Genomic DNA, 20,694 nt, shown 5'->3' with positions numbered 1-20,694 from the left:
CGGGCAAGCGCTGGCAGCTATCAATTCAGTGGTGAATCATGGACAAGGATCTCGCGGCCCCGTTTCGCATCGCCTTGCTGATCGACGCCGACAACGCGCCGGCGGAGCTGATCGACGAGATCCTCACCGAGCTCTCCACCCTGGGCGTCATCAACATCCGGCGGGCCTACGGCAACTGGACCAAGCACGCGCTGGAAGGATGGCGCTCGCGGCTGCTGGAGTTTGCCATCCGGCCGATGCAGCAGTTCGACTATTCCCGGCAGAAGAACGCCAGCGACATGGCGATGACCGTGGACGCGATGGAGCTGCTCTACACCGAACGCCCGGACGCGTTCGGCATCGTGTCCTCGGACGCGGACTTCACCCCGCTGGTCATGCACCTGCGCGCCAAGGGAGCCGCGGTGTTCGGCTTTGGCGCGGCGCAGACGCCCAGGCCCTTCGTCAACGCATGTTCCCGCTTCCTGTACCTGGAGGCCTTGCGCGATGCGGCGGCAGAAGCCGAGGCGGACGCCGCCCCCGCTGCCGCTGAACGCGCGCCAGCGGCTGGCGCCAGTGCGCCCGCCCGGCCCTCGCGTTCGGGTGTCCATGCCGATGCGCCCGCTCCCGCTGCAGCGCCCGTCGCCGCGGCGCAACGCATGCGCGTGCCCACGGCGCAACTGCGCCAGGACACCGCGCTGATGAACCTGCTGCGCGACGCGGTGAACGCGATGCAGGACGAATCGGGCTGGGCCAAGGTGAGCGCGGTTGGCACCCAAATCGGCAACAAGGCCAGTTTCGATCCGCGCAACTACGGCTACGCCACCTTGAGCAAGCTGCTGGCGGCGATCGGTGCGTTCGACTTCCGCGACGAGGGCACGTCCCGCGTCAGCGTGCGCGACAAGCGCCACGGCGCCTGACCTGGGCTGCTCCGCCCAGCCCGCGATCGGGCGAGCGCAGGCGCTGGAAGGAAAGCGCAACGACCGCACGCAGCTGCCGGAAAGCGCGGTCTTTTCGGCTAGAATGCGCGCCTTCGGTGGTATAGCTCAGTTGGTTAGAGCGCAGCATTCATAATGCTGATGTCCCAGGTTCAAGTCCCGGTACCACCACCAGACAGAAATAGGAAAGCCCGGCGTGTTCCGGGCTTTTTTGTGCGTACTGCTGGGGCCTCAGCCCGAGGCTTCGCTACCCAGCCGCACCATCCCCGCAGCCGCCGTCTGGTGGCTGGCGTCGTCGATCAGGATGAAGGCGCCGGTGCTGCGTTCGCTGTCGTAGTCGTCCAGCGCCAGGGTGTCGCGCGTGCGGATGCGCACCCGGCCGATGTCGTTGCTGGCCAGCGGACCGTTGTGGGGCACGCTGCGCAGTTCGCTGATGTCGCGCTTGGCCTTCACCGCCGTGATGCGTGCCTGGGTCAGGCGTGCGCCCTGCTTGAGCCAGTACCAGCGCGAGGGGTTGAGCGTCTGGCGGTCCAGCCAGCACAGGTCGGCGTCGAACTCGCGTGCCACCTGGGGCGGCTGGCCACCGGCCACCAGCAGGTCGCCGCGCGAGATGTCGATCTCGCGGTCCAGCGCCACGGTGATGCTGTCGCCCGCGGCGGCGATCTGCAGCGCCTGCTCGCCCAGCTGGATCGCTTGCACCTGGGCGGTTTCGCCGCTGGGCAGCACCGTCACCGCATCGCCCACGCGCAGCGGGCCGCCTTGCACCTGGCCGGCGTAGCCGCGAAAGGCGTGGGTGCTGCTGCCCTCGTGGCGTATCACCCATTGCACGAAGAGGCGGGTGCCTTGCTGCGCGGTGGCGCCTCGGTCCAGCGGCAGGGATTCCAGCAGCGGCAGCAGCGGCTGGCCCTGGTACCAGGGCATGTGCGGGCTGGGTTGCACCACGTTGTCGCCGGTCAGGGCCGACAGCGGCACGCAATGCGGCGTGGCCATGCCCAGGCGCTGTGCGAGCTGCTCGGCGGCCGTGCGGATGCGCTGGTACACCGCCTGATCCCACTGCACCTGGTCCATCTTGTTGATGGCGATGAGGGTGTGGCGCAGGCCCAGCAGTTGGGCCAGCGTGGCGTGGCGCTTGGTCTGGGGCAGCAGCTCGCCGTCTTGCGCGCGCGCGGCGTCGATCAGGATGACGGCGGCATCTGCCGTGGAGGCCCCGGTGACCATGTTGCGCGTGTACTGCTCGTGCCCCGGCGCGTCGGCAATGATGAATTTGCGCGCCGGGGTGGCGAAGTAGCGGTAGGCCACGTCGATGGTGATGCCCTGCTCGCGCTCGGCTTCCAGGCCGTCGGTGAGCAGCGCCAGGTCCAGCGCGTCGGCCGGGGCGCGCGAGTAGCGCGAGCCCGAGATGGCGCTGAGCTGGTCGGCGAACACGCCCTTGCTGTCCAGCAGCAGGCGGCCGATCAGGGTGGATTTGCCGTCATCGACGGAGCCGGCGGTGACGAGGCGCAGCACGCCCTTGTTGCGCGCTTCGGGCCAGAGATCGTTCACGGCGTTCATCAGAAGTACCCCATTTTCTTGCGGCGTTCCATCGACGCCTCGTTGAGCTTGTCGTCCATGCGCGTGGCGCCGCGTTCGGTGATGGTGGTGACGGCGGTTTCGGCAATGATGTCGGTGGGCGTGGCGGCGCTGGATTCCACCGGGCAGGTGCAGGACACATCCCCCACGGTGCGAAAGCGCACGCGCACTTCTTCCACCACCTCGCCCTCGCGCGCGGGGGTGAGCGGCGTGACGGGGGCCAGCAGCCCCTTGCGGCGCACGACCGGGCGCACGTGGCTGTAGTAGATGCTGGGCAGGGCGAGTTCCTCGCGCGCGATGTACTGCCAGATGTCGAGCTCGGTCCAGTTGGAGATCGGGAAGACGCGGATGTTTTCGCCCGGGTGCACGCGGGTGTTGTAGAGATTCCAGAGTTCGGGGCGCTGGTTTTTCGGGTCCCACTGGCCGAATTCGTCGCGCAACGAGCAGATGCGCTCCTTGGCGCGGGCCTTTTCCTCGTCGCGGCGCGCGCCGCCAATGCAGGCGTCGAAGTTGAATTCGGCGATGGCCTCCAGCAGCGTGGTGGCCTGCGCGGCGTTGCGCGAGTCGTTTTCATGGCGCAGCACCACGGTGCCGCGCGCGATCGAATCTTGCACGCTGCGCACGATCAGCCGCTCGCCGAGCTCTTGCGCGCGCTGGTCGCGAAAGGCGATGACTTCGGGGAAGTTGTGCCCGGTGTCCACGTGCAGCAGCGGGAAGGGGAACTTGCCGGGGCGAAAGGCTTTTTCCGCCAGGCGCAGCAGCACGCAGGAATCCTTGCCGCCGGAAAACAGCAGCACGGGCCGCTCGCATTCGGCGGCAACCTCGCGCAGGATGTGGATGGACTCGGACTCCAGCCAGTCCAGATGGGTACGTTGGGGGGCGGTGATGGCAGTCATGGCTTCAGGCGGCAGGGGTGGGGTCGCTGGGTTCGAGGTGGCTGGCGGTGTTGACCGTGGTGTGCAGGCCGCACTCGGCGTTGTTTCTCTGCTCCCACCACCAGCGGCCGGCGCGGATGTCCTCGCCGGGGCGAATGGCGCGGGTGCAGCATTCGCAGCCTATGGAGGCATAGCCCCGGTCGTGCAGGGGGTTGTAGGGAATGCCCAGCGCACGCACCACGGCCCAGACTTCGTCGGTGTGCCAACTGGCCAGCGGGTTGTATTTGTGCAGGCCGAAGGCTTCGTCCCACTGCGCTTCGGGCAGTTCGGCGCGCGTTGCCGACTGTTCACGCCGCTGCCCGGTGATCCAGGCGCTGTGGCCCGCAAGCACGCGGCGCAGCGGCTGCACCTTGCGGATGTCGCAGCACAGCTTGCGCAGCTCCACGCTTTCGTAGAAGGCGTTCAGGCCGTGGGTTTGCACGTAGTGGCGCACGGCCTCGGGCTCGGGGTGCAGCACCTGCACGGTGATGCCGTAGCGCTGCTCGATGGTGCCGACCATGGCCAGTGTTTCCTTGTGCAGGCGGCCGGTGTCCAGCATGAAGACGCCCAGGCGCCTGGGCAGTTGCATCAGCGCGTGGATCAGCAGTGTGTCTTCCACGCCCATGGAGGAGGCGAGCAGCGCGTCCGGGTGCTCTTCGGCGATGCCTTGCAGCAGGGTGAGCAAGGCGTTCCAGCGCTGCGCCAGCGGGGTGGTCAGGGTCGTTGCCATGAAGGTGTCCTTTCTATGCGACGAGCAGCGCGGCGTCTTCGGGCGCGCTGGCTGCGGCGGCGCTGCCCTGCGGCGTCAGCGTCTGGCCAAACCAGGCGAGCTCCTGCCCCAGCGCGGCGACCGCGCCGACGATGAACAAGGCGGGTGAGGCGATGGCGTGCGTGCGCGCCTCGTGCGCCACGCTGGCCAGCGTGGCGTGCAGCGTGCGCTGCCCGGGGCGCGAGCCGTTTTCCACCATGGCGCAGGGCGTGTCGGGTGGCAAGCCTTGCCGCAGCAGCTGCGCGGCCAGCGTGGCCAAGCGTTCCACACCCATGTAGAAGACCTGCGTGTGCTGGCGCGGGCTGCGGGCCTGCTCGGCCGCTTCGCGCCGGTGGGCGGTGGCCAGTGTCAGGGTGTCGGCCAGGCCGCGGTGGGTCAGCGGTATGCCGGCGTAGGCACCGCAGGCCAGCGCCGCGGTGATGCCGGGTACGACTTCGTAGGCGATGCCGTGCGCACGCAGCAGTTGCAACTCTTCGCCGCCGCGCCCATAGACCAGCGGGTCGCCGCCCTTGAGGCGCACCACCGTCTGGCCCTGGCGGGCGTGTTCCACCATCAGCGCGTGGATGCGCCGCTGCGTGGCTTCGTGGTCTTCGCCGGGGGTCTTGCCCACGCTGATGCGCAAGGCGTCGCGCCGGGCCAGCTGCAGGACGTCCTCGCTCACGAGGCGGTCGTGCAGGATGACGTCGGCCTCATTGAGCGCGCGCAGGCCGCGCAGCGTCAGGAGCCCGGGGTCGCCGGGGCCGGCACCGACGAGCAGCACCTTGCCTGGCGCCGGTGGTTCGCCCTGGCTCAGGGCTTGCGTGAGCAGGTCCGCAGCCTGCCGCGGCCGGCCGGCGCGCAGCGCGGCGTGTACCGGGCCGTCCAGCAGCCAGTGGTAGAAGCGCCGCCGCGCGGACAGCTCCGGGCGGGCGCGGCGGATGGCGGCGCGCTGGCCCTGGGCCAGGGCGGTGAGCGCACCGATGGAGGGCGCGACGAGCGATTCGATGCGCTCGCGCAGGCGGCGCGCAATCACCGGGGCGCTGCCGCCCGAGGAGATGGCGATGGTGATGGGCGCGCGGTCCACGATGGCGGGCACCTGGGCGCTGGAGCGCGCGGCGTCGTCCACCACGTTGCACCACAGCTGGCGTGCGGCGGCGGCTTCGGCCACGCCGTGGTTCAGCGCTTCATCGTCGGTGGCGGCGATCACCAGCCACATACCCTGCAGCCAGCGCGGCTCGAAGGCCGTCAAATGCAGTTCGATCTCGCCGCGATCGGCCTGCACCTGCACGCTGGGGTGGGCTGCCTTGGCCACCACGGTGACGTGGGCACCGGCCGAGCGCAGCAGCGCGATCTTGCGTGCAGCGATGAGGCCTGCGCCAACCACCAGCACGCGGCGCCCGCGCAGGTCGAGAAACAGGGGAAAGTGTTGCACGGCGCAGGCTCTCAATACTGGATGGCGGGGCGGCGCTTGGGCGGCTCGACCACCCCGGTGCGCGCCACGAAGTCGCCAAAATGCTCGCCCGGCTGGCGCTCGGCGGCAAAGCGGCCAAAGAGCGCGTCGAGCGAGGCCAGAATCACCTCTTCGCCCACATTCTCCTTGTAGAGCGCATTCAGCCGTTCGCCCAGATGGTCGGCCCCCAGGCGCAGGTCGTACTTGCCGATGGCGCGACCCACGAGGGCGATCTCGCCGATGTAGGGGCGCGAGCACCCGTTGGGGCAGCCGGACATGCGAAAGTGGATGGGCTCGTCACGCAGGCCGTGTTTGGTGAGCAGCGCTTCCATCTTGCGCACGATGGTGGGCAGGTAGCGTTCGGATTCGGCCATCGCCAGGCCGCAGGTGGGCAGGGCCACGCAGGAGATGGCGTTCAGGCTCAGGCCGCTGGCCTGGATGTGGTCATCCAGCCCGTATTCCTTGACCAGTGCATCGATTTGGGCCTTGTCCCTGGTGGCTACCTTGGCGACGATGACGTTCTGGTCGCAGGTCATGCGCAGCTCGCCCTTGTGGATGCGCGCAATCTCGCGCATGCCGCTCTGGCGCGGGTGGCCCGGCACGTCCAACAGGCGGCCGCTGGGGATGCGCAGCGTGAGGTTCCATTGCCCCTTGCCGGCCTCGACCCAGCCGAAGCGGTCGCCGTTGTGCTCGAAGTGGTAGGGCCGGGGCGGCTCGATCTTGAAGGGCAGGCGCGACTGCAGTTCGTCGTGATACCACTGCAGGCCGCGGTCGTCGATGGTGTACTTCAGGCGCGCGTGCTTGCGCTCGCTGCGGTCGCCAAAGTCGCGCTGCACGGCGATCGCGTGCCAGCAGGTTTCCAGCAGGTGCTCCTTGGGCACGTAGCCGATCAGGTCGCCCAGGGCGGCATAGGTCTTGGCATCGCCCGCGGTGGCACCCATGCTGCCGCCGGGGGCGAGGTTGAAGCCCTGCAGTTCATTTTTGTCGTCAAAGATGGCGATCAGGCCGAAGTCCTGGGCAAAGACGTCGATGTCGTTGTACGGCGGGATGGCAATGCCGAACTTGAACTTGCGCGGCAGGTAGCTCTTGCCCAGCAGCGGCTCTTCGTCCTGCGCGCCGTCGCTCACGCGCTCCAGTTTGTCCAACCACAATTCCTTGTAGGCGGTAGTCTGGGGCTTGACGTGGTGCATGAGCTTGAGCGCCCATTCATAGGCCTGTGCCTGCATGGCGGGCACGAGAGGGTTGACCGAGCAGATCACGTTGCGCACGTCGTCGCCGCAGGCGGCCAGCGTGGACAGGCCGGTGGCGTTGATGCCGCCGATCACGTCGCGCAGGCGTTCTTTCTTGATCTCGTGAAACTGGAAGGTCTGGCGCGTGGTGATGCGCAGGCCGCCCTTGGAGTGCTCGGTGAGCGCGTCCAGGTCCAGCCACTGCCGGGGCGTGAGCACGCCGCCGGGCAGGCGCACGCGCACCATGAAGCCGTAGTCCGGCTCCAGCTTCTGGCGGCGGCGCTCGTCGCGCACGTCGCGGTTGTCCTGCATGTAGCTGCCGTGGAATTTCAGCAGCTTGGTGTCGGGCTCGCTGATGGAGCCCGTCGTGCGGTCCAGCAGGCCAAGGTCTATGGTGCCGCGCAGGAAGCGGCTTTGCTCCTTGATGTGCTCAAGGGCAGAGAGCTTCTTGTTCTTGGTGATGGTGAGCGTATCGGTCATGGAAAGGGTGCACAAGGCTGGCGAAGGCGGCGCTGCGCCTTCGCTGAAACAGAAAATCGGATGGCGTTTCGAGGGGCTTGGCGCTCAATAAACGTCGCGGGCGTAGCGGCCCTCGACCAGCAAGGTCTTGACCCAGTCGGCGGCGTCCTCGGGCGTCTTGCCGCCGTGCGTCACGGCAATTTGGGCCAGCGCGCGCTGCACGTCGCCAGCCATGCGTTCGGCGTCGCCGCAGACGTAGAAGTGCGCGCCGCCCTGCAGCCATTGCCAGACTTCACTGCCGTGTTCGATCAGGCGGTGCTGCACGTACACCTTTTCAGACTGGTCGCGCGAGAAGGCCACGTCCAGATGGGTGAGTGCGCCCTCCTTGGCGGCTTGCAGCCATTCGGCCTGGTAGAGGAAGTCGCTGTGCCGATGCGGGTTGCCGAAGAACAGCCAGTTGCGGCCCGTGGCCTCGTCGGCCTGGCGCTGCTGCACGAAGGCGCGAAACGGCGCGACGCCGGTGCCGGGGCCCACCATGATGACGTCACGGGCAGGGTCCGCGGGCAGGCGGAAGCGCTCGTTGGCCTCGATGAACACCGGCACCTGCGCGCCTTCTTGCGCCGCGCTCAAATAGCGGCTGCCCACGCCCCAGCGGGCCTCTCCATCTCTGTCGAACTGCACCAGGGCCACCGTCAGGTGCACCTCTTCATCCACCAGCGCCTGGCTGCTGGCAATGGAATACATCCGGGGTGCCAGCGGCCGGAGCGCGGCGACGATGGCATCGGCGCTCCACTGGGCAGGCCAGGCGCGCAGCACGTCGATGAGCTGCGAGGTGTTGAGCAGCCTGGCCAGCTCCGCGCTGCCTTCGGGCTGCAGCAGGGCCTGGAGCGCCGCATGCCCGCCACGCTCGGCCAGCGCGGCGATGAAGGGGCGGGTGAGCACGGTGAGCTCGCGCCGGTGGCTCAGCCATTCGGTCAGTGCCAGGGTTTCGCCGCCGTGGGTGGCGGCGGTGTCGCCGCTCAGGTTCAGAACGTCCAGCACGCGGTGCACCAGCTCGGGCGCCTGCGTGGGCCAGACGCCCAGCGCATCACCCGGCTGGTAGTGCAGGCCGCTGCCCGCCAGGGACAGTTCGATGTGGCGCACGTCCTTTTCGCTGCCGCTGCCGACGATGCGCTGGTTCACCAGCACCTCGGCCAGGTAGGGCCGCTCGCGCGACCAGGCGGCGTGCGTCGGGCGCAGCGCCAGCACCTCGGCGCCGGCCGCGCTTGGCACGCTTGGTTGCTGGGGGGCCAGCACGGTCCTGGCCTGCTGCAGCGCCTGGGCGGCCCAGGGGGTGGCGACGTAGTCCACGTCCACGTCGGCGTCGGCACGTTCCAGCACGCGCCTGGCGCCCAGGGCGGCCAGGCGTTCGTCGATCTGGCGGCCGATGCCGCAGAAATCGACGTAGCTGGAATCGCCCAGCGCCAGCACGCCATAAGAGAGATGGGGCAGTTGCGGCGCGCGCTTGCCGGTGAGGAATTCATAGAAGCCGCGCGAATCGTCCGGCGGCTCGACCGCGTCGCCCTCGCTGTGCGTGCTGATGACGATGTAGAGGAATTGCTCTTTCTTCAGCTCTGCCGTGCGGTAGGCGTCGGCGCGCACGATGCGTACCGGCAGGCCCGCGGCCTGCACTTCGGCCGCGAGCTTTTCGGCCACGCGCTTGGCGTTGCCGGTCTGGCTGCCGTAGAGGATGGTCAGCTGCTGCTGCACCGCGGTGCCCGCGGCCAGCGCGACCGGCGTGGCGGCCTGCGGTGCATCGGCCCGCAGGCGCGCTGCCGCCCCCGCCATGAAGCCGGCCAGCCACTCCAGTGCGGGGCGGTCCAGCCCCTGCACCAGGTCGGCCGCGGTTTGCGCTTTCTCGCGCGAGATGGGCAGGACGTCGAGTACGGCGTCGGCTATCTGTGTCATCGGGACCCTCTGCTGCTGATTCGTTTGGCACCGCGCGCGGCGGGCGTCTTGTCGACTGTAGTAAGCGGCCCGGCAAAGGGGAAGAATTGATTTCTCATAACCAAAGCAGTCGTATGCATAAGGAAAAAAGTAGCTGGCAACGCAAGCGGGACAAGGGTTTCAGCCCAAAAACACCCTGGAGTTCTGGGGCCGTGCGATGAAGTGCTGGCATCCGCGCGCGCGGATGCGGTCGAACTCCTTGCTGGGCATCACCACTTCGATGATTTCCTGGGTGTCCTCGCGCGTCAGTTCCAGCTGCGCCAGCGGCCCCAGCGCCTGCGCGCGGTGCAGGCTCACGCGCAGCTCGCTGTCGTGCCTGGGGCGGCGCTGCGGCTCGCAGGGCTCGATCTCGATCTCGTGCGGGCGCACGTAGGCGGTGCCGCTGGCGTCCGGGCTGCCCTGGCCTGCGGGCAGGGCAAAGTGCATGCTGCCCGAGCGCAGCTGCCCGCCCTGCACCCGCCCGTGGAACAGGTTCATGTGGCCCAGGAAGCCGCAGACAAAGGCGGTGGCCGGCTCGTCATAGACGGCCTGCGGCGCGCCGCGCTGCTCCACGCGTCCCTTGTGCATGATGACCACCTCGTCGGCCACTTCCAGCGCCTCTTCCTGGTCGTGGGTGACGAAGATGCTGGTCACCTGCAGCTCGTCGTGCAGGCGGCGCAGCCAGCGGCGCAGTTCCTTGCGCACCTTGGCGTCCAGCGCACCGAAGGGCTCGTCCAGCAGCAGCACGCGCGGCTGCACGGCCAGCGCCCGCGCCAAGGCGATGCGCTGGCGCTGCCCGCCCGAGAGCGCGGCGGGGCGGCGGTCGGCCAGCCAGTCGAGTTGCACCAGCTGCAGCAGCTCCATGACCTTCTCGCGGATGCGTGCCTCGCTCAGGCGTTCGCGCCGGGGCTTCATGCGCAGGCCGAAGGCGACGTTGTCGAACACCGTCATGTGCTTGAACAGCGCGTAGTGCTGGAACACGAAGCCCACCTGGCGCTCGCGCACGTCGGCATGCGAGGCGTCTTCGCCGCCCAACAGCACCTGGCCGCTGTCGGGCGGCTCCAGCCCCGCGATGATGCGCAAGAGCGTGGTCTTGCCGCAGCCCGAGGGGCCGAGCAGGGCGGTCAGCTGCCCGTCGGGAAAGTCCAGCGTGACGTCGGACAGCGCCGTGAAGGCGCCGAACTGCTTGTGGATGGCACGCACCGCAATGCTCATGGGAACTCCTTGTGTGCCTGGGCGGCCTGCGTGCGCAGGCGCCATTCGGCCAGCGACTTCAGGCCCAGCGTCACCAGCGCCAGCAGCGCCAGCAGCGAGGCGACGGAAAACGCGGCTGCGCCCTGGTATTCGTTGTAGAGAATCTCGACGTGCAGCGGCAGCGTGTTGGTCAGGCCGCGGATGTGACCGGAGACGACCGAGACCGCGCCGAACTCGCCCATGGCGCGCGCATTGCACAGCACCACGCCGTAGAACAGTCCCCAGCGGATGTTGGGCAGCGTCACGTGCCAGAACACCCGCCAGCCGCTGGCGCCCAGCACCAGGGCCGCTTCCTCTTCCTCGCTGCCCTGCGACTGCATCAGCGCGATCAGCTCGCGCGCCACGTAGGGGAAGGTGACGAAGAGCGTGACCAGCACGATGCCGGGCACGGCAAACAGCACCTGCAGGTCGTGGCGCTGCAGCCACGGGCCCAGCCAGCCGTGCGCGCCGAACAGCAGCACCCAGGCCAGGCCGGCGATCACCGGCGAGACGGAAAACGGCAGATCGATCAGCGTGGTGAGCGCGCCCTTGCCGGGGAATTCGAAGCGCGCTATCGCCCAGGCCGCGCATACGCCGAACACCACGTTGACCGGTACCGCGATCAGCGCGACCAGCAGGGTCAGGCGCAGCGCGGCGAGCGCGTCGGGCTCGGTGACGGCCGCCAGGCTTGCCGCCCAGCCGCGTGCCAGCGCCTCGCTGAACACCGCGGCCAGCGGCAGCAGCAGGAAGATGAACAGGAAGACGAAGGTCAGCGCCAGCAGCAGGCGCTGCAGCCAGGGAGCGCGGACCGCGCCCGCGCGGCGTGGGGCCGTGGTGCGGGACAGGGCCATGCTCATGGCGCGCTCCGGCCCGATGCGTGGCGGCGGCTGCCGGCCTGCAGCAGGTTGATCAGCAGCAGCAGCGCAAACGAGATGACCAGCATCACCAGCGCGATGGCGGTGGCGCCGGCGTAGTCGTATTGCTCTAGCCGCGTGACGATGAGCAGCGGCGCGATTTCCGACGCCATGGGCATGTTGCCCGCGATGAAGATCACCGAGCCATATTCACCCGCCGCGCGCGCGAAGGCCAGCGCAAAGCCGGTGAGCAGCGCCGGCAGCATGGCGGGCAGCAGCACATGCGCAAAGACCTGCAGACGCGAGGCACCCAGGCTGCGCGCGGCCTCTTCGTACTCGGGCGAGAGGTCCTGCAGCACCGGCTGCACCGTGCGCACCACGAAGGGCAGGCCGATGAACACCAGCGCCACGATGATGCCCGCCGGCTGGAAGGCTACCTGCAGGCCCAGCGGAACCAGCCAGCGCCCGAGCCAGCCCTGCGGTGCATACAGCGCGGTCAGCGCGATGCCGGCCACGGCCGTGGGCAGGGCGAAAGGCAGGTCCACCAGCGCGTCGACCAGCTTCCTGCCCGCAAAGCGGTGGCGCACCAGCATCCAGGCGGTCATGCCGCCAAACACCAGATTCACCAGCGCGGCCAGCAGGGCGCTGCCAAACGACAGCTTGAGCGCGGCGAGCACCCGCGGCGTGGCCACGGTCTGCCACAGCGCCCCCCAGCCCGGCGCGCTGGCCGTCAGCGCCACGGCGGCGAGCGGCAGCAGCACCAGCAGACCGAGCCAGGCCAGGGTCAGCCCCAGGGTCAGCGTCTGCCCGGGCAGCACCGGCGGGGTGCGGCGCAGGCGCGGCGCTGCGGCAGGGGCAAGCGTGGTGCTGGACATCGGCGGCCTCAGGTGGATGCGCGGGCGCCGCCCTGGTAGATCTGGTCGAACACGCCGCCGTCGGCGAAATGCCGCTGCTGCGCCTGCGCCCAGTTGCCGGCCACCTCTTCCAGCGTGAAGGTCCGCAGCGGCGCAAAGCCCGTGGCCGGCTGCAGGCAAGGGCGCAGGAAGTAGCGCGCCGCCAGCGCCTGCGCTCCCGGGCTGTAGAGGTAGCGCAGATAGGCCAGCGCCAGCGCGCCGGTGCCGCGGCGCGTGGCCACCTGGTCGACCACCGCGACCGGCAGCGCCGCGCGGATACTGCGCGCGGGCGTGATCAGCTCGAAGCGCCGCGTCCCGAAGGCGCGCTGCGCCAGCAGCGCCTCGCATTCCCAGGCGAGCAGCACGTCGCCGATGCCGCGCTCGACAAAGCTCATGGTGGCTGCGCGCGCCCCGGAATCAAGCACCGGCACCTGGCGAAACAGCTGGCCGACGAACTCGCGCGCCGCCGTTTCGCTGCCGCCGGCGCGCAGCGCGTGGCCCCAGGCGGCAAAGTAGTTCCAGCGCGCGCCGCCGGAGATCTTCGGGTTGGGCGTGAGCAGGCGCAGCCCCGGTTGCAGCAGGTCGTCCCAGCCGCGCACGCCCAGCGGATTGCCCGGGCGCACCATGAACACGATGGTCGAGCCCCAGGGGCAGGCCTGCTCGGGCAGCGCCGTGCGCCAGTCGGTGCGCACCAGGCCGCGGCGCGCCAGCATGTCGATGTCCGGTGGCAGCGCCAGCGACACCACGTCGGCCTGCAGGCCGTCGAGCACCGAGCGCGCCTGCTTGCCCGAGCCCCCGTGCGACCGGTAGATGGTCAGCGGCTCGCCGGTGCGCTGCTGCCACTGCGCTGCAAACGCGGTGTTGGCGGCGGCGAAGAATTCGCGCGTGGCGTCGAAAGCCGCGTTCAGCAGCGTGCGCTGCTGCGCAGCCGCGCTGCCCAAGGGGGCAAGCGCAAGAGGCAGGGCGAGACAGGATCGACGCAGCATGCACGGACGGCGGGGTAGCAAAGCCCGCAAGCTTAGGCAGCGGCCGCGGCAAAACGAACGATTAGTTTGCTTGAACCTTATGTGCGCGGCGCATTAGGGCGACATGCGCATGCGCGCCGCGCAGCCCGGCTTTGCACTCACAGGCCGAGCAGGGGCCACAGCCACACCAGCGCCACGGTCATCACCAGATAGCGTGCGAATTTGCCCACGGCCATGTACAGCACGCAGGGCCAGAACGGCAGGCGCAGCCAGCCCGCCACGGCGCACAGCGGGTCGCCCACCACCGGCAGCCAGCTCAGCAGGCAGGCGCGCGGGCCGAAGCGCTTGAGCCAGGCGAGCGCGCGCGTCTCGGTGCGCCGCCCGCGCAGGTGGTCCACGGCGCGGTGCGCGCCCAGGCCCATCCACCAGCTGATCGCGCCACCCGCGGTATTGCCCAGCGTGGCCACGGCGATCGCCGGCCAGAAGAGTCCGGGGTTGAGCTGCACCAGCGCGAAGACGGCCGGCTCCGAACCCAGCGGCAGCAACGTGGCCGAGACCAGCGCGACGACGAAGACCGTCACCAGGCCGTGCTGCGGCAAGGCCAGCCAGTGGGCCAGTTCGATCATCCAGGCGTCCATGGGCGCTCAAGTGTAGGCCGGCCGCGCGCGACGTCTGCCCAAAAAACGGGCATCTACAATGGCAGGCTTTGCAGGCCGGCGCGCTGGCCCGTTTTGCCCCATGAACCCGCTTTCCATCGGTCCCGTCGTCCTGCCCAACCGCGTGTTCGTCGCGCCCATGGCGGGTGTGACCGACCGGCCGTTCCGGCGCCTGTGCCGCGAGCTGGGTGCGGGCCATGCGGTCAGCGAGATGGTCACCTCGCGCAGGGAACTGTGGGACAGCCTCAAGACCAGCCGGCGCGCCAACCACGAGGGCGAGCCGGGCACCATCGCGGTGCAGATCGCCGGCACCGACGCGGCCATGATGGCCGAGGCCGCGGCCTACAACATCGATCGCGGCGCGCAGCTCATCGACATCAACCTGGGCTGCCCGGCCAAGAAGGTCTGCAACAAATGGGCGGGCTCCGCGCTGATGCAGGACGAGCCGCTGGCGCTGGCTATCGCCGGGGCGGTGGTGGCGGTGTGCGCGCCGCGCGGCGTGCCGGTCACGCTCAAGATGCGCACCGGCTGGAGCGAGGCGCACAAGAACGCGGTGCAGCTTGCGCGCCGCTTCGAGCAGGCGGGCATCCAGATGCTGACGGTGCACGGGCGCACGCGTGAGCTTGGCTACCGGGGTGAAGCGGAATACGACACCATCGCCGCGGTCAAGCAGGCGGTGGCCATACCGGTGGTAGCCAACGGCGACATCACCGGCCCGCGCAAGGCGCGTGCGGTGCTTGCCGCCACCGGAGCGGACGCGCTGATGATCGGCCGTGCGGCCCAGGGGCGCCCCTGGATCTTTCGCGAAGTGGCGCACTTCCTTGACACCGGCGAGGAGCTCGCGCCGCCGCTGGTGGCCGAGGTGCGGCGGCTGCTGCTGGCGCATCTGCAGGACCACTACAGCCTGTACGGCGAATCCACCGGCGTGCGCAGCGCGCGCAAGCACATCGCCTGGTACGTGCATGGCCTGCCGGGTGGCGATGCGCTGCGCCGCCACATCAACCAGGTACAGGAAAGCCGCGCGCAGTGGTGCGCGGTGAACGACTACTTCGAGCGGCTGGAGCAGCAGATGGAGCGCCTGCCGCGCATGAACGAGGCCCCGGCCGTGTCCGAACAAGCCACCGCCGAGGGCGTGCACGCATGAGCCCGGCCAACACCAACATCGAAGCCTGCGTGCGCGACAGTCTGCTGCGCTATTTTGAAGACCTCGGCGGTGAATCGCCCGAGGACTTGTACGAGATGCTGCTGCGGCTGGTGGAAAAACCGCTGCTGGAGGTGGTGATGCAGCACGCCGGCAACAACCAGTCGCGCGCCGCCGAATGGCTGGGCTTGAACCGCAACACGCTGCGCAAGAAGCTGGTGGACCATCGCCTGCTGTAATTTTCTATCGAATTAATAGCTGCTCGCGCTTGTGTGGCGGGCGCTAGAGCCCTATTTTGTTTGAAAGTCTGGAGCCACAAGAGTGACCAATGCATTGATATCCGTCTCGGACAAGAGCGGCATCGTGGACTTTGCCCGGGCGCTGCATGCCCGGGGCGTGCGGCTGATTTCCACCGGCGGCACGGCCAAGCTGCTGGCGGCCGAGAACCTGCCAGTGACCGAGGTGGCCGAGCTCACCGGCTTTCCCGAGATGCTCGACGGCCGCGTCAAGACCCTGCATCCCAAGGTGCATGCGGGCCTGCTGGCCCGGCGCGAGCTGCCGGCCCACATGGCGGCGCTCAAGGACCACGGCGTGGACACCATAGACCTGCTGGTGGTCAACCTCTACCCCTTCGAGGCGACGGTGGCCAAGGCCAGCTGCACGCTGGCCGACGCGATCGAGAACATCGACATCGGCGGCCCGGCCATGGTGCGCAGCGCCGCGAAGAACTGGAAGGACGTGGGCGTGGTCACCGACGCGGGCCAGTACCCCGCGGTGCTGGCCGAGCTGCAACAGCACGGCCACCTGACGCACGCGCTGCGCTTTCAGCTGGCGGTGGCGGCGTTCAACCGCATTGCGCAGTACGCCGGGGCGATCAGCGACTACCTCTCCTCGGTCGAGTTCGAGCCTGAAAAGCTCTCGGACACCTACGTACCGCGGCGCCAGACCTTCCCGGCCCAGAGCAATGGCATCTTCACCAAGGTGCAGGACCTGCGCTATGGCGAAAACAGCCATCAGAGCGCCGCGCTGTACCGTGACCTGTGCCCGGCGCCGGGCTCCATCGTCACCGGCGAGCAGCTGCAGGGCAAGGAGCTGTCCTACAACAACATCGCCGACGCCGACGCTGCCTGGGAATGCGTCAAGAGCTTCAAGCTGCCCGCCTGCGTCATCGTCAAGCACGCCAACCCCTGCGGCGTGGCCGTGGGCACCAGCGCGCGCGAGGCCTATGCCAAGGCCTTCCAGACCGACCCGACCAGCGCCTTTGGCGGCATCATCGCCTTCAACCGCCCGGTGGATGGCGCGGCGGCAGAACAGGTGGCCAGGCAGTTCGTCGAGGTGCTGATGGCGCCCGATTTCACGCGTGAGGCGCTTGCCGTGTTCCAGGCCAAGGCCAATGTGCGCCTGGTGAAGATTGCGCTGCCCGCCGCGGGCGGCGCCAGCGCCTGGAGCCAGGGCCGCAACCTGATGGACGCCAAGCGCGTGGGCTCGGGCCTGCTGCTGCAAAGCGCCGACAACCACGAACTGCAACTGGCCGACCTGAAGGTGGTGACCGAGCGCCAGCCCACGCAGGAGCAGATGCAGGACCTGATGTTCGCCTGGAAGGTGGCCAAGTTCGTCAAGAGCAACGCCATCGTGTTCTGCAAGGGCGGCATGACCATGGGGGTCGGGGCGGGGCAGATGAGCCGGCTCGACTCCGCGCGCATCGCCAGCATCAAGGCCGAGGCCGCGGGCCTGTCGCTCAGGGACACGGTGGTGGCGAGCGACGCCTTCTTCCCCTTCCGCGACGGCCTGGACGTGGTGGTCGACGCCGGCGCCACCTGCGTGGCCCAGCCCGGGGGTTCGATGCGCGACCAGGAAGTGGTAGACGCGGCCAACGAACGCGGCGTCGCCATGGTCTTCACCGGGGTGCGCCATTTCCGCCACTGAGGCGCTGCCCGCCGCGCCGCCGCGGCGCCAGGTCATCGGCCTGGGCCATCTGTTGCTGGGCCTGCTGATCGTGGCCATCTGGGGCAGCAACTTCGTGGTCATCAAGGTGGCGCTGGGCTCCTTTCCGCCCATCCTGATGGCGGCGCTGCGTTTTGCCAGCGCCACCGTGCCCGCGATCTTCTTCTTTCGCCGCCCGCAGGTGCCCTGGCGCAACCTGGCCGCCTACGGCCTGCTGATCGGCGGCGGGCAGTTCAGCCTGCTGTACCTGGCGATGCAATCGCAGATCTCGCCGGGCCTGGCTTCGCTCGTGGTGCAGGCGCAGGTGCTCTTCACCGTGGGCCTCGCGGTGCTGCTGCAGGGCGAGCGGGTGCGGCCCTTCCAGCTGCTCGCGGCCTTGCTGGCGCTGGCGGGCTTTGCGGTGATCGGCCTGCACACTGACGGCACCACGACCTGGCTGGGCATCGTCATGGTGCTGGGTTCGGGCCTGTGCTGGGCGCTGGGCAACATGGTCGGGCGCAGCGCAGGGCGCGTGAACATGCTGGCCTACATGGTCTGGACCAGCGCGTTCTCGGCGCCGCCGCTGGTCGCACTCTCGCTGCTGGTGGAGGGCGGTCCGGCGGTGCTCGGGCAGTCCATGGCCGATGCGCCGCTGCTGGCCTGGGGCGCGATCCTGTGGCAGTCCATGGCCAATACCCTGCTCGGCTATGGTCTGTGGGCCTGGCTGCTGGTGCGCTACGACGCGGCCACGGTCACGCCGCTGGCGCTGCTGGTGCCGGTCTTCGGCATGGCCAGCTCGGTGGCGCTGCTGGGCGAGCCTTTTCCGGCATGGAAGGCGGCGGCCATGCTGCTGGTGATGGCGGGCCTGAGCCTGAACGTGCTCTGGCCGCGCCTGCGCGCGGCCTGGCTCGCGCGCTCAGGCTGAGGCCAGCTGGCGAAACACCGCACGCGCGGCGGCCACGGTCTCTTCGATGTCGCCCGCGCTGTGCGCGCTGCTGACGAAGCCCGCCTCGTAGAGTGCGGGCGCGGTGTAGACGCCGCGCTCCAGCAGGCCGTGGAACAGCCGGTTGAAGCGCGCGCCGTCGCTCTGCAGCACCTCGGTGTAGTTGCCCGGCAGCTCGGGCAGCAGGAAGTAGCCCATCATGCCGCCCTCGCTGTCGCCGCACAGCGCCACGCCCTCGTCGGCCGCCGCGCGCGCGAGACCTGCGATGAGCGCGCGCGTGCGCTCGGCCAGGCGCGCATGGAAGTCCGGCTGGGCCACCTCCCGCAGCGTCGCCAGGCCGCAGGCCGTCGCCACCGGGTTGCCCGACAGCGTGCCCGCCTGGTAGACCGGGCCCAGCGGCGCAAGCTGCTCCATCACCTCGCGGCGCCCGCCAAAGGCCGCCAGCGGCATGCCGCCGCCCACCACCTTGCCCAGCATGGTGAGGTCGGGCGCAAAGCCCGCAATCTCCTTCGCGTACAGGCTTTGCGCACCACCGAGCGCCACGCGAAAGCCGGTCATCACCTCGTCGATGATGAGCAGCGCGCCGTGCTTCGTGCACAGCTCGCGCGCCGCGCGCATGAAGGGGATGCTTGCGCGCACGAAGTTCATGTTGCCCGCGATCGGCTCCATGATCACGCAGGCGATCTGCGCGCCGTGCAGCGCGAAGGCCTCTTCCAGCTGCGCCACGTCGTTGTACTCGAGCACCAGCGTGTCCTGCACCACCACCTCGGGCACGCCCGCGCTGGTGGCGTGGCCGAAGGTCGCCAGGCCCGAGCCGGCCTTGACCAGCAGCGCGTCCGCATGGCCGTGGTAGCAGCCGTTGAATTTGACGATCTTGCTGCGTCCGGTGGCGCCGCGCGCCAGGCGGATCGCGCTCATCCCCGCCTCGGTGCCCGAGCTCACCAGGCGCAGCATTTCGATGGCGGGCATGTGGCGCACGATCTCCTCGGCCAGTTCGCTTTCGCGTTCGGTGGGCGCGCCGAAGGACATGCCCTGGTCGACCGCGCGGTGCACGGCCTCGAGCACCGCGGGGTGGCCGTGGCCCAGGATCATCGGCCCCCAGGAGCCGACATAGTCGATGAGGCGCCGCCCGTCGGCGTCCCAGAGGTAGGCGCCCTGGCCGCGCGTGATGAAGGCGGGCGTGCCGCCGACCGCGCGAAAGGCGCGCACGGGCGAATTCACGCCGCCCGGGATCAGGGCCCTGGCATGGTCGAAGAGGGCGTCGTTGGGGTCTTGGGCATGTGTCATGGTCCGCATTTTCGCTTCAGCCGCGCCGCGGGCGGGCAGCCGGCTCGCTGCGGCCGGTGTTGCACCGATGAGGCGCCGCGGAATTTGCGGCGCGCACATTACGTAGAATCGTTGCAATTGGGAGAAAGCACCTATAAGCTTGCTGAAGCTGCACTTGCGCGATGGTCTTCATGAACAGGTGCAAGAGCAATATCCAAAGGAGCGGGACAAATTGGCGACAGCGACTACCGGTCCCACGATCAAGGTGCTCGTGGTGGACGACAGCAACACGATCCGGCGCAGCGCCGAGATATTCCTCAAACAGGGTGGTCACGAGGTCTTGCTTGCCGACGACGGCTTTGACGCGCTGTCCAAGGTCAACGACTACCAGCCCCAACTCATCTTTTGCGACATCCTGATGCCCAAGCTCGATGGCTACCAGACCGTGGCCATCATCAAGCGCAATCCGCGTTTTGCCGACACCCCGGTGGTCATGCTGTCCTCCAAGGACGGTGTCTTCGACAAGGCGCGCGGGCGCATGGTGGGCTGCCAGGACTACCTCACCAAACCCTTTACCAAGGATCAGTTGCTGCAGGCGGTGCAGCAATTTGGCCGTGTGCAACCAGGAGCTCAGTAATGGCGATCAAGAAAGTGCTGGTCGTGGATGATTCCAAGACCGAATTGGTGTTTCTGTCCGACCTGCTGCAAAAGCAGGGTTATGAAGTGGCCACGGCGGAAAATGCCGACGAGGCCTACCGCGCGCTGGAGACGGCCAAGCCCGACCTCATCCTCATGGACGTGGTCATGCCGGGCAAGAACGGCTTTCAGCTCACCCGCGCGCTCACCAACGACCCCAAGTATTCGGACATCCCGATCATCATGTGCACCAGCAAGAACCAGGAAACCGACCGGGTCTGGGGCATGCGCCAGGGCGCGCGCGGCTACATCACCAAGCCGGTGGACGCGGCCGAGCTGCGCGAGAAGATCAGCGCGCTGAACTGAGCCCACCACACCCTTTGCCATGGCAGAACGCGAAACACTCAAGGACGTTCAGCTGCGCCTGCTCGCCCGCCTGCAGGCGGCCAGCGCCGAAAACGTGGCCGTGGCTTCGTGGCTCGCCGTCGAATGCGCCGACTTGCGGCTCTTGCTGCCGCTGACGCAGGCGGGCGAGATCTTCTCCTGGTCGGGCACGCAACCCGTGCCCCACGCCCGCCCCTGGTTTCTGGGCGTGGCCAATTTGCGCGGCGTGCTCGCCGGCGTGATCGATCTGGCCATGCTGCTGGGCGCGCCGGTGCAGGCGCGCTCGGAGCAGGCGCTGTCCGAATGCGCGCTCGTGACCATGGGAGCGGCGCTGGAAGTCAATGCGGCGCTGCTGATCGACCGTTTTGCCGGCCTGCGCGGCGCCCAGGATTTCGTTGCGACGCAGCCACCGGCGCCAGATGCCTTGCCATGCATGCGAGCGGTGCAGATCAATGCGCGCGACGAACACTGGCAGATCCTCGACTTGCAGACGCTCGCACAGGATGCGGCGTTTTTGAACATCGGCGCTTGAGAGCGGGCGCACCGTCGTGA

20 protein-coding genes and 1 tRNA gene are annotated in these 20,694 nt (G+C 68.9%); 9 read left to right on the top strand and 12 right to left on the bottom strand.

Features of this window, described 5'->3' with window-relative positions; genetic code table 11:
• Nucleotides 1–38 precede the first annotated feature (38 nt).
• Nucleotides 39–896: an NYN domain-containing protein gene (locus FOZ74_RS04645; protein WP_146911975.1), complete on the top strand. Its 858-nt coding sequence runs from the start codon at nucleotides 39–41 to the stop codon at nucleotides 894–896.
• A 115-nt stretch (nucleotides 897–1,011) separates the two neighbouring features.
• A tRNA-Met gene (locus FOZ74_RS04640) sits at nucleotides 1,012–1,088 on the top strand.
• A 57-nt stretch (nucleotides 1,089–1,145) separates the two neighbouring features.
• On the opposite strand, the gene FOZ74_RS04635 is transcribed toward FOZ74_RS04640, so the two are convergent.
• The 11 genes from FOZ74_RS04635 to FOZ74_RS04585 all read right to left on the bottom strand — a co-directional run bounded on the left by FOZ74_RS04635 (nucleotide 1,146) and on the right by FOZ74_RS04585 (nucleotide 13,831).
• Complete coding sequence (locus FOZ74_RS04635) at nucleotides 1,146–2,465, bottom strand: sulfate adenylyltransferase subunit 1 (protein WP_146911974.1); 1,320 nt, start codon at nucleotides 2,463–2,465, stop codon at nucleotides 1,146–1,148.
• The gene (gene cysD, locus FOZ74_RS04630; protein ID WP_146911973.1) at nucleotides 2,465–3,379 is read right to left on the bottom strand and encodes a sulfate adenylyltransferase subunit CysD; all 915 of its coding nucleotides are present in this window, start codon (nucleotides 3,377–3,379) and stop codon (nucleotides 2,465–2,467) included. The genes FOZ74_RS04635 and cysD overlap by 1 nt, the downstream gene beginning before the upstream one ends.
• A 4-nt stretch (nucleotides 3,380–3,383) precedes the next feature.
• The gene (locus FOZ74_RS04625; protein ID WP_146911972.1) at nucleotides 3,384–4,127 is read right to left on the bottom strand and encodes a phosphoadenylyl-sulfate reductase; all 744 of its coding nucleotides are present in this window, start codon (nucleotides 4,125–4,127) and stop codon (nucleotides 3,384–3,386) included.
• Nucleotides 4,128–4,140: 13 nt separating this feature from the next.
• On the bottom strand, nucleotides 4,141–5,577 hold the full coding sequence (cysG, locus tag FOZ74_RS04620; RefSeq protein ID WP_146911971.1) for a siroheme synthase CysG: 1,437 nt from the start codon (nucleotides 5,575–5,577) through the stop codon (nucleotides 4,141–4,143).
• Nucleotides 5,578–5,588: 11 nt separating this feature from the next.
• Nucleotides 5,589–7,304 carry an NADPH-dependent assimilatory sulfite reductase hemoprotein subunit gene (locus tag FOZ74_RS04615; RefSeq protein WP_146911970.1) on the bottom strand — a complete coding sequence of 572 codons (1,716 nt, stop codon included), beginning with the start codon at nucleotides 7,302–7,304 and terminating at the stop codon, nucleotides 5,589–5,591.
• An 84-nt stretch (nucleotides 7,305–7,388) separates the two neighbouring features.
• Nucleotides 7,389–9,230: an assimilatory sulfite reductase (NADPH) flavoprotein subunit gene (locus FOZ74_RS04610; protein WP_146911969.1), complete on the bottom strand. Its 1,842-nt coding sequence runs from the start codon at nucleotides 9,228–9,230 to the stop codon at nucleotides 7,389–7,391.
• 159 nt (nucleotides 9,231–9,389) lie between these two features.
• On the bottom strand, nucleotides 9,390–10,463 hold the full coding sequence (locus tag FOZ74_RS04605) for a sulfate/molybdate ABC transporter ATP-binding protein (RefSeq protein WP_146911968.1): 1,074 nt from the start codon (nucleotides 10,461–10,463) through the stop codon (nucleotides 9,390–9,392).
• Nucleotides 10,460–11,332, bottom strand: a complete 873-nt coding sequence (gene cysW, locus FOZ74_RS04600; protein ID WP_146914076.1) for a sulfate ABC transporter permease subunit CysW — start codon at nucleotides 11,330–11,332, stop codon at nucleotides 10,460–10,462. The genes FOZ74_RS04605 and cysW overlap by 4 nt, the downstream gene beginning before the upstream one ends.
• Nucleotides 11,333–11,334: 2 nt before the next feature.
• The gene (gene cysT, locus FOZ74_RS04595; protein WP_146911967.1) at nucleotides 11,335–12,210 is read right to left on the bottom strand and encodes a sulfate ABC transporter permease subunit CysT; all 876 of its coding nucleotides are present in this window, start codon (nucleotides 12,208–12,210) and stop codon (nucleotides 11,335–11,337) included.
• Between the two features lie 8 nt (nucleotides 12,211–12,218).
• Nucleotides 12,219–13,214: a sulfate ABC transporter substrate-binding protein gene (locus tag FOZ74_RS04590; RefSeq protein ID WP_146911966.1), complete on the bottom strand. Its 996-nt coding sequence runs from the start codon at nucleotides 13,212–13,214 to the stop codon at nucleotides 12,219–12,221.
• Between the two features lie 137 nt (nucleotides 13,215–13,351).
• Nucleotides 13,352–13,831: a YqaA family protein gene (locus tag FOZ74_RS04585; protein ID WP_432417472.1), complete on the bottom strand. Its 480-nt coding sequence runs from the start codon at nucleotides 13,829–13,831 to the stop codon at nucleotides 13,352–13,354.
• A gap of 100 nt (nucleotides 13,832–13,931) precedes the next feature.
• Here FOZ74_RS04585 and dusB point away from each other — a divergent pair, with 100 nt between their 5' ends.
• The 4 genes from dusB (at nucleotide 13,932) to FOZ74_RS04565 (ending at nucleotide 17,838) form a co-directional block, all read left to right on the top strand.
• Complete coding sequence (gene dusB, locus FOZ74_RS04580; protein ID WP_146911965.1) at nucleotides 13,932–14,993, top strand: tRNA dihydrouridine synthase DusB; 1,062 nt, start codon at nucleotides 13,932–13,934, stop codon at nucleotides 14,991–14,993.
• Nucleotides 14,990–15,229, top strand: coding sequence for a helix-turn-helix domain-containing protein (locus tag FOZ74_RS04575; RefSeq protein WP_146911964.1), 240 nt, complete (start codon nucleotides 14,990–14,992; stop codon nucleotides 15,227–15,229). Before dusB ends, FOZ74_RS04575 begins: the two co-directional genes overlap by 4 nt.
• Before the next feature lie 82 nt (nucleotides 15,230–15,311).
• Nucleotides 15,312–16,916, top strand: coding sequence for a bifunctional phosphoribosylaminoimidazolecarboxamide formyltransferase/IMP cyclohydrolase (purH, locus tag FOZ74_RS04570; protein WP_146911963.1), 1,605 nt, complete (start codon nucleotides 15,312–15,314; stop codon nucleotides 16,914–16,916).
• Between the two features lie 34 nt (nucleotides 16,917–16,950).
• Nucleotides 16,951–17,838 (top strand): EamA family transporter, encoded by an 888-nt coding sequence (locus FOZ74_RS04565; protein ID WP_146911962.1) that lies wholly within the window; start codon nucleotides 16,951–16,953, stop codon nucleotides 17,836–17,838.
• Here the strand turns inward: FOZ74_RS04565 and hemL are convergent.
• Entirely contained in the window at nucleotides 17,830–19,143 is a 1,314-nt protein-coding gene (gene hemL, locus FOZ74_RS04560) for a glutamate-1-semialdehyde 2,1-aminomutase (protein WP_146911961.1), read from the bottom strand. The two genes, FOZ74_RS04565 and hemL, sit on opposite strands and share 9 nt — an antisense overlap.
• 211 nt (nucleotides 19,144–19,354) lie before the next feature.
• On the opposite strand from hemL, the gene FOZ74_RS04555 reads away from it, so the two are divergent.
• From FOZ74_RS04555 to FOZ74_RS04545, 3 genes are read left to right on the top strand one after another with little or no spacing between them, the layout of a single operon-like run.
• Nucleotides 19,355–19,759: a response regulator gene (locus FOZ74_RS04555; RefSeq protein ID WP_146911960.1), complete on the top strand. Its 405-nt coding sequence runs from the start codon at nucleotides 19,355–19,357 to the stop codon at nucleotides 19,757–19,759.
• Nucleotides 19,759–20,124 carry a response regulator transcription factor gene (locus tag FOZ74_RS04550; protein WP_146911959.1) on the top strand — a complete coding sequence of 122 codons (366 nt, stop codon included), beginning with the start codon at nucleotides 19,759–19,761 and terminating at the stop codon, nucleotides 20,122–20,124. The genes FOZ74_RS04555 and FOZ74_RS04550 overlap by 1 nt, the downstream gene beginning before the upstream one ends.
• A gap of 19 nt (nucleotides 20,125–20,143) precedes the next feature.
• A complete protein-coding gene (locus FOZ74_RS04545) occupies nucleotides 20,144–20,674 on the top strand; it encodes a chemotaxis protein CheW (protein WP_146911958.1) in 531 nt (176 codons plus the stop codon).
• The last annotated feature ends 20 nt before the right edge of the window (nucleotides 20,675–20,694 follow it).

Source organism: Comamonas flocculans, assembly GCF_007954405.1.
GTDB lineage: Bacteria > Pseudomonadota > Gammaproteobacteria > Burkholderiales > Burkholderiaceae_C > Comamonas_C > Comamonas_C flocculans.
This window is presented reverse-complemented; position numbering and strand designations above follow the sequence as displayed.

What these genes read in the sequence shown, in the direction of transcription:
- dusB (WP_146911965.1), top strand. Translation starts at nt 13,932, where the DNA reads ATGAACCCGCTTTCCATCGGTCCCGTCGTCCTGCCCAACCGCGTGTTC.
- FOZ74_RS04635 (WP_146911974.1), bottom strand. Translation starts at nt 2,465, where the DNA reads ATGAACGCCGTGAACGATCTCTGGCCCGAAGCGCGCAACAAGGGCGTG.
- FOZ74_RS04585 (WP_432417472.1), bottom strand. Translation starts at nt 13,831, where the DNA reads ATGGACGCCTGGATGATCGAACTGGCCCACTGGCTGGCCTTGCCGCAG.
- FOZ74_RS04575 (WP_146911964.1), top strand. Translation starts at nt 14,990, where the DNA reads ATGAGCCCGGCCAACACCAACATCGAAGCCTGCGTGCGCGACAGTCTG.
- FOZ74_RS04645 (WP_146911975.1), top strand. Translation starts at nt 39, where the DNA reads ATGGACAAGGATCTCGCGGCCCCGTTTCGCATCGCCTTGCTGATCGAC.
- FOZ74_RS04545 (WP_146911958.1), top strand. Translation starts at nt 20,144, where the DNA reads ATGGCAGAACGCGAAACACTCAAGGACGTTCAGCTGCGCCTGCTCGCC.
- FOZ74_RS04550 (WP_146911959.1), top strand. Translation starts at nt 19,759, where the DNA reads ATGGCGATCAAGAAAGTGCTGGTCGTGGATGATTCCAAGACCGAATTG.
- FOZ74_RS04590 (WP_146911966.1), bottom strand. Translation starts at nt 13,214, where the DNA reads ATGCTGCGTCGATCCTGTCTCGCCCTGCCTCTTGCGCTTGCCCCCTTG.
- FOZ74_RS04625 (WP_146911972.1), bottom strand. Translation starts at nt 4,127, where the DNA reads ATGGCAACGACCCTGACCACCCCGCTGGCGCAGCGCTGGAACGCCTTG.
- hemL (WP_146911961.1), bottom strand. Translation starts at nt 19,143, where the DNA reads ATGACACATGCCCAAGACCCCAACGACGCCCTCTTCGACCATGCCAGG.
- cysD (WP_146911973.1), bottom strand. Translation starts at nt 3,379, where the DNA reads ATGACTGCCATCACCGCCCCCCAACGTACCCATCTGGACTGGCTGGAG.
- cysT (WP_146911967.1), bottom strand. Translation starts at nt 12,210, where the DNA reads ATGTCCAGCACCACGCTTGCCCCTGCCGCAGCGCCGCGCCTGCGCCGC.
- FOZ74_RS04615 (WP_146911970.1), bottom strand. Translation starts at nt 7,304, where the DNA reads ATGACCGATACGCTCACCATCACCAAGAACAAGAAGCTCTCTGCCCTT.
- FOZ74_RS04610 (WP_146911969.1), bottom strand. Translation starts at nt 9,230, where the DNA reads ATGACACAGATAGCCGACGCCGTACTCGACGTCCTGCCCATCTCGCGC.
- cysW (WP_146914076.1), bottom strand. Translation starts at nt 11,332, where the DNA reads ATGGCCCTGTCCCGCACCACGGCCCCACGCCGCGCGGGCGCGGTCCGC.
- FOZ74_RS04605 (WP_146911968.1), bottom strand. Translation starts at nt 10,463, where the DNA reads ATGAGCATTGCGGTGCGTGCCATCCACAAGCAGTTCGGCGCCTTCACG.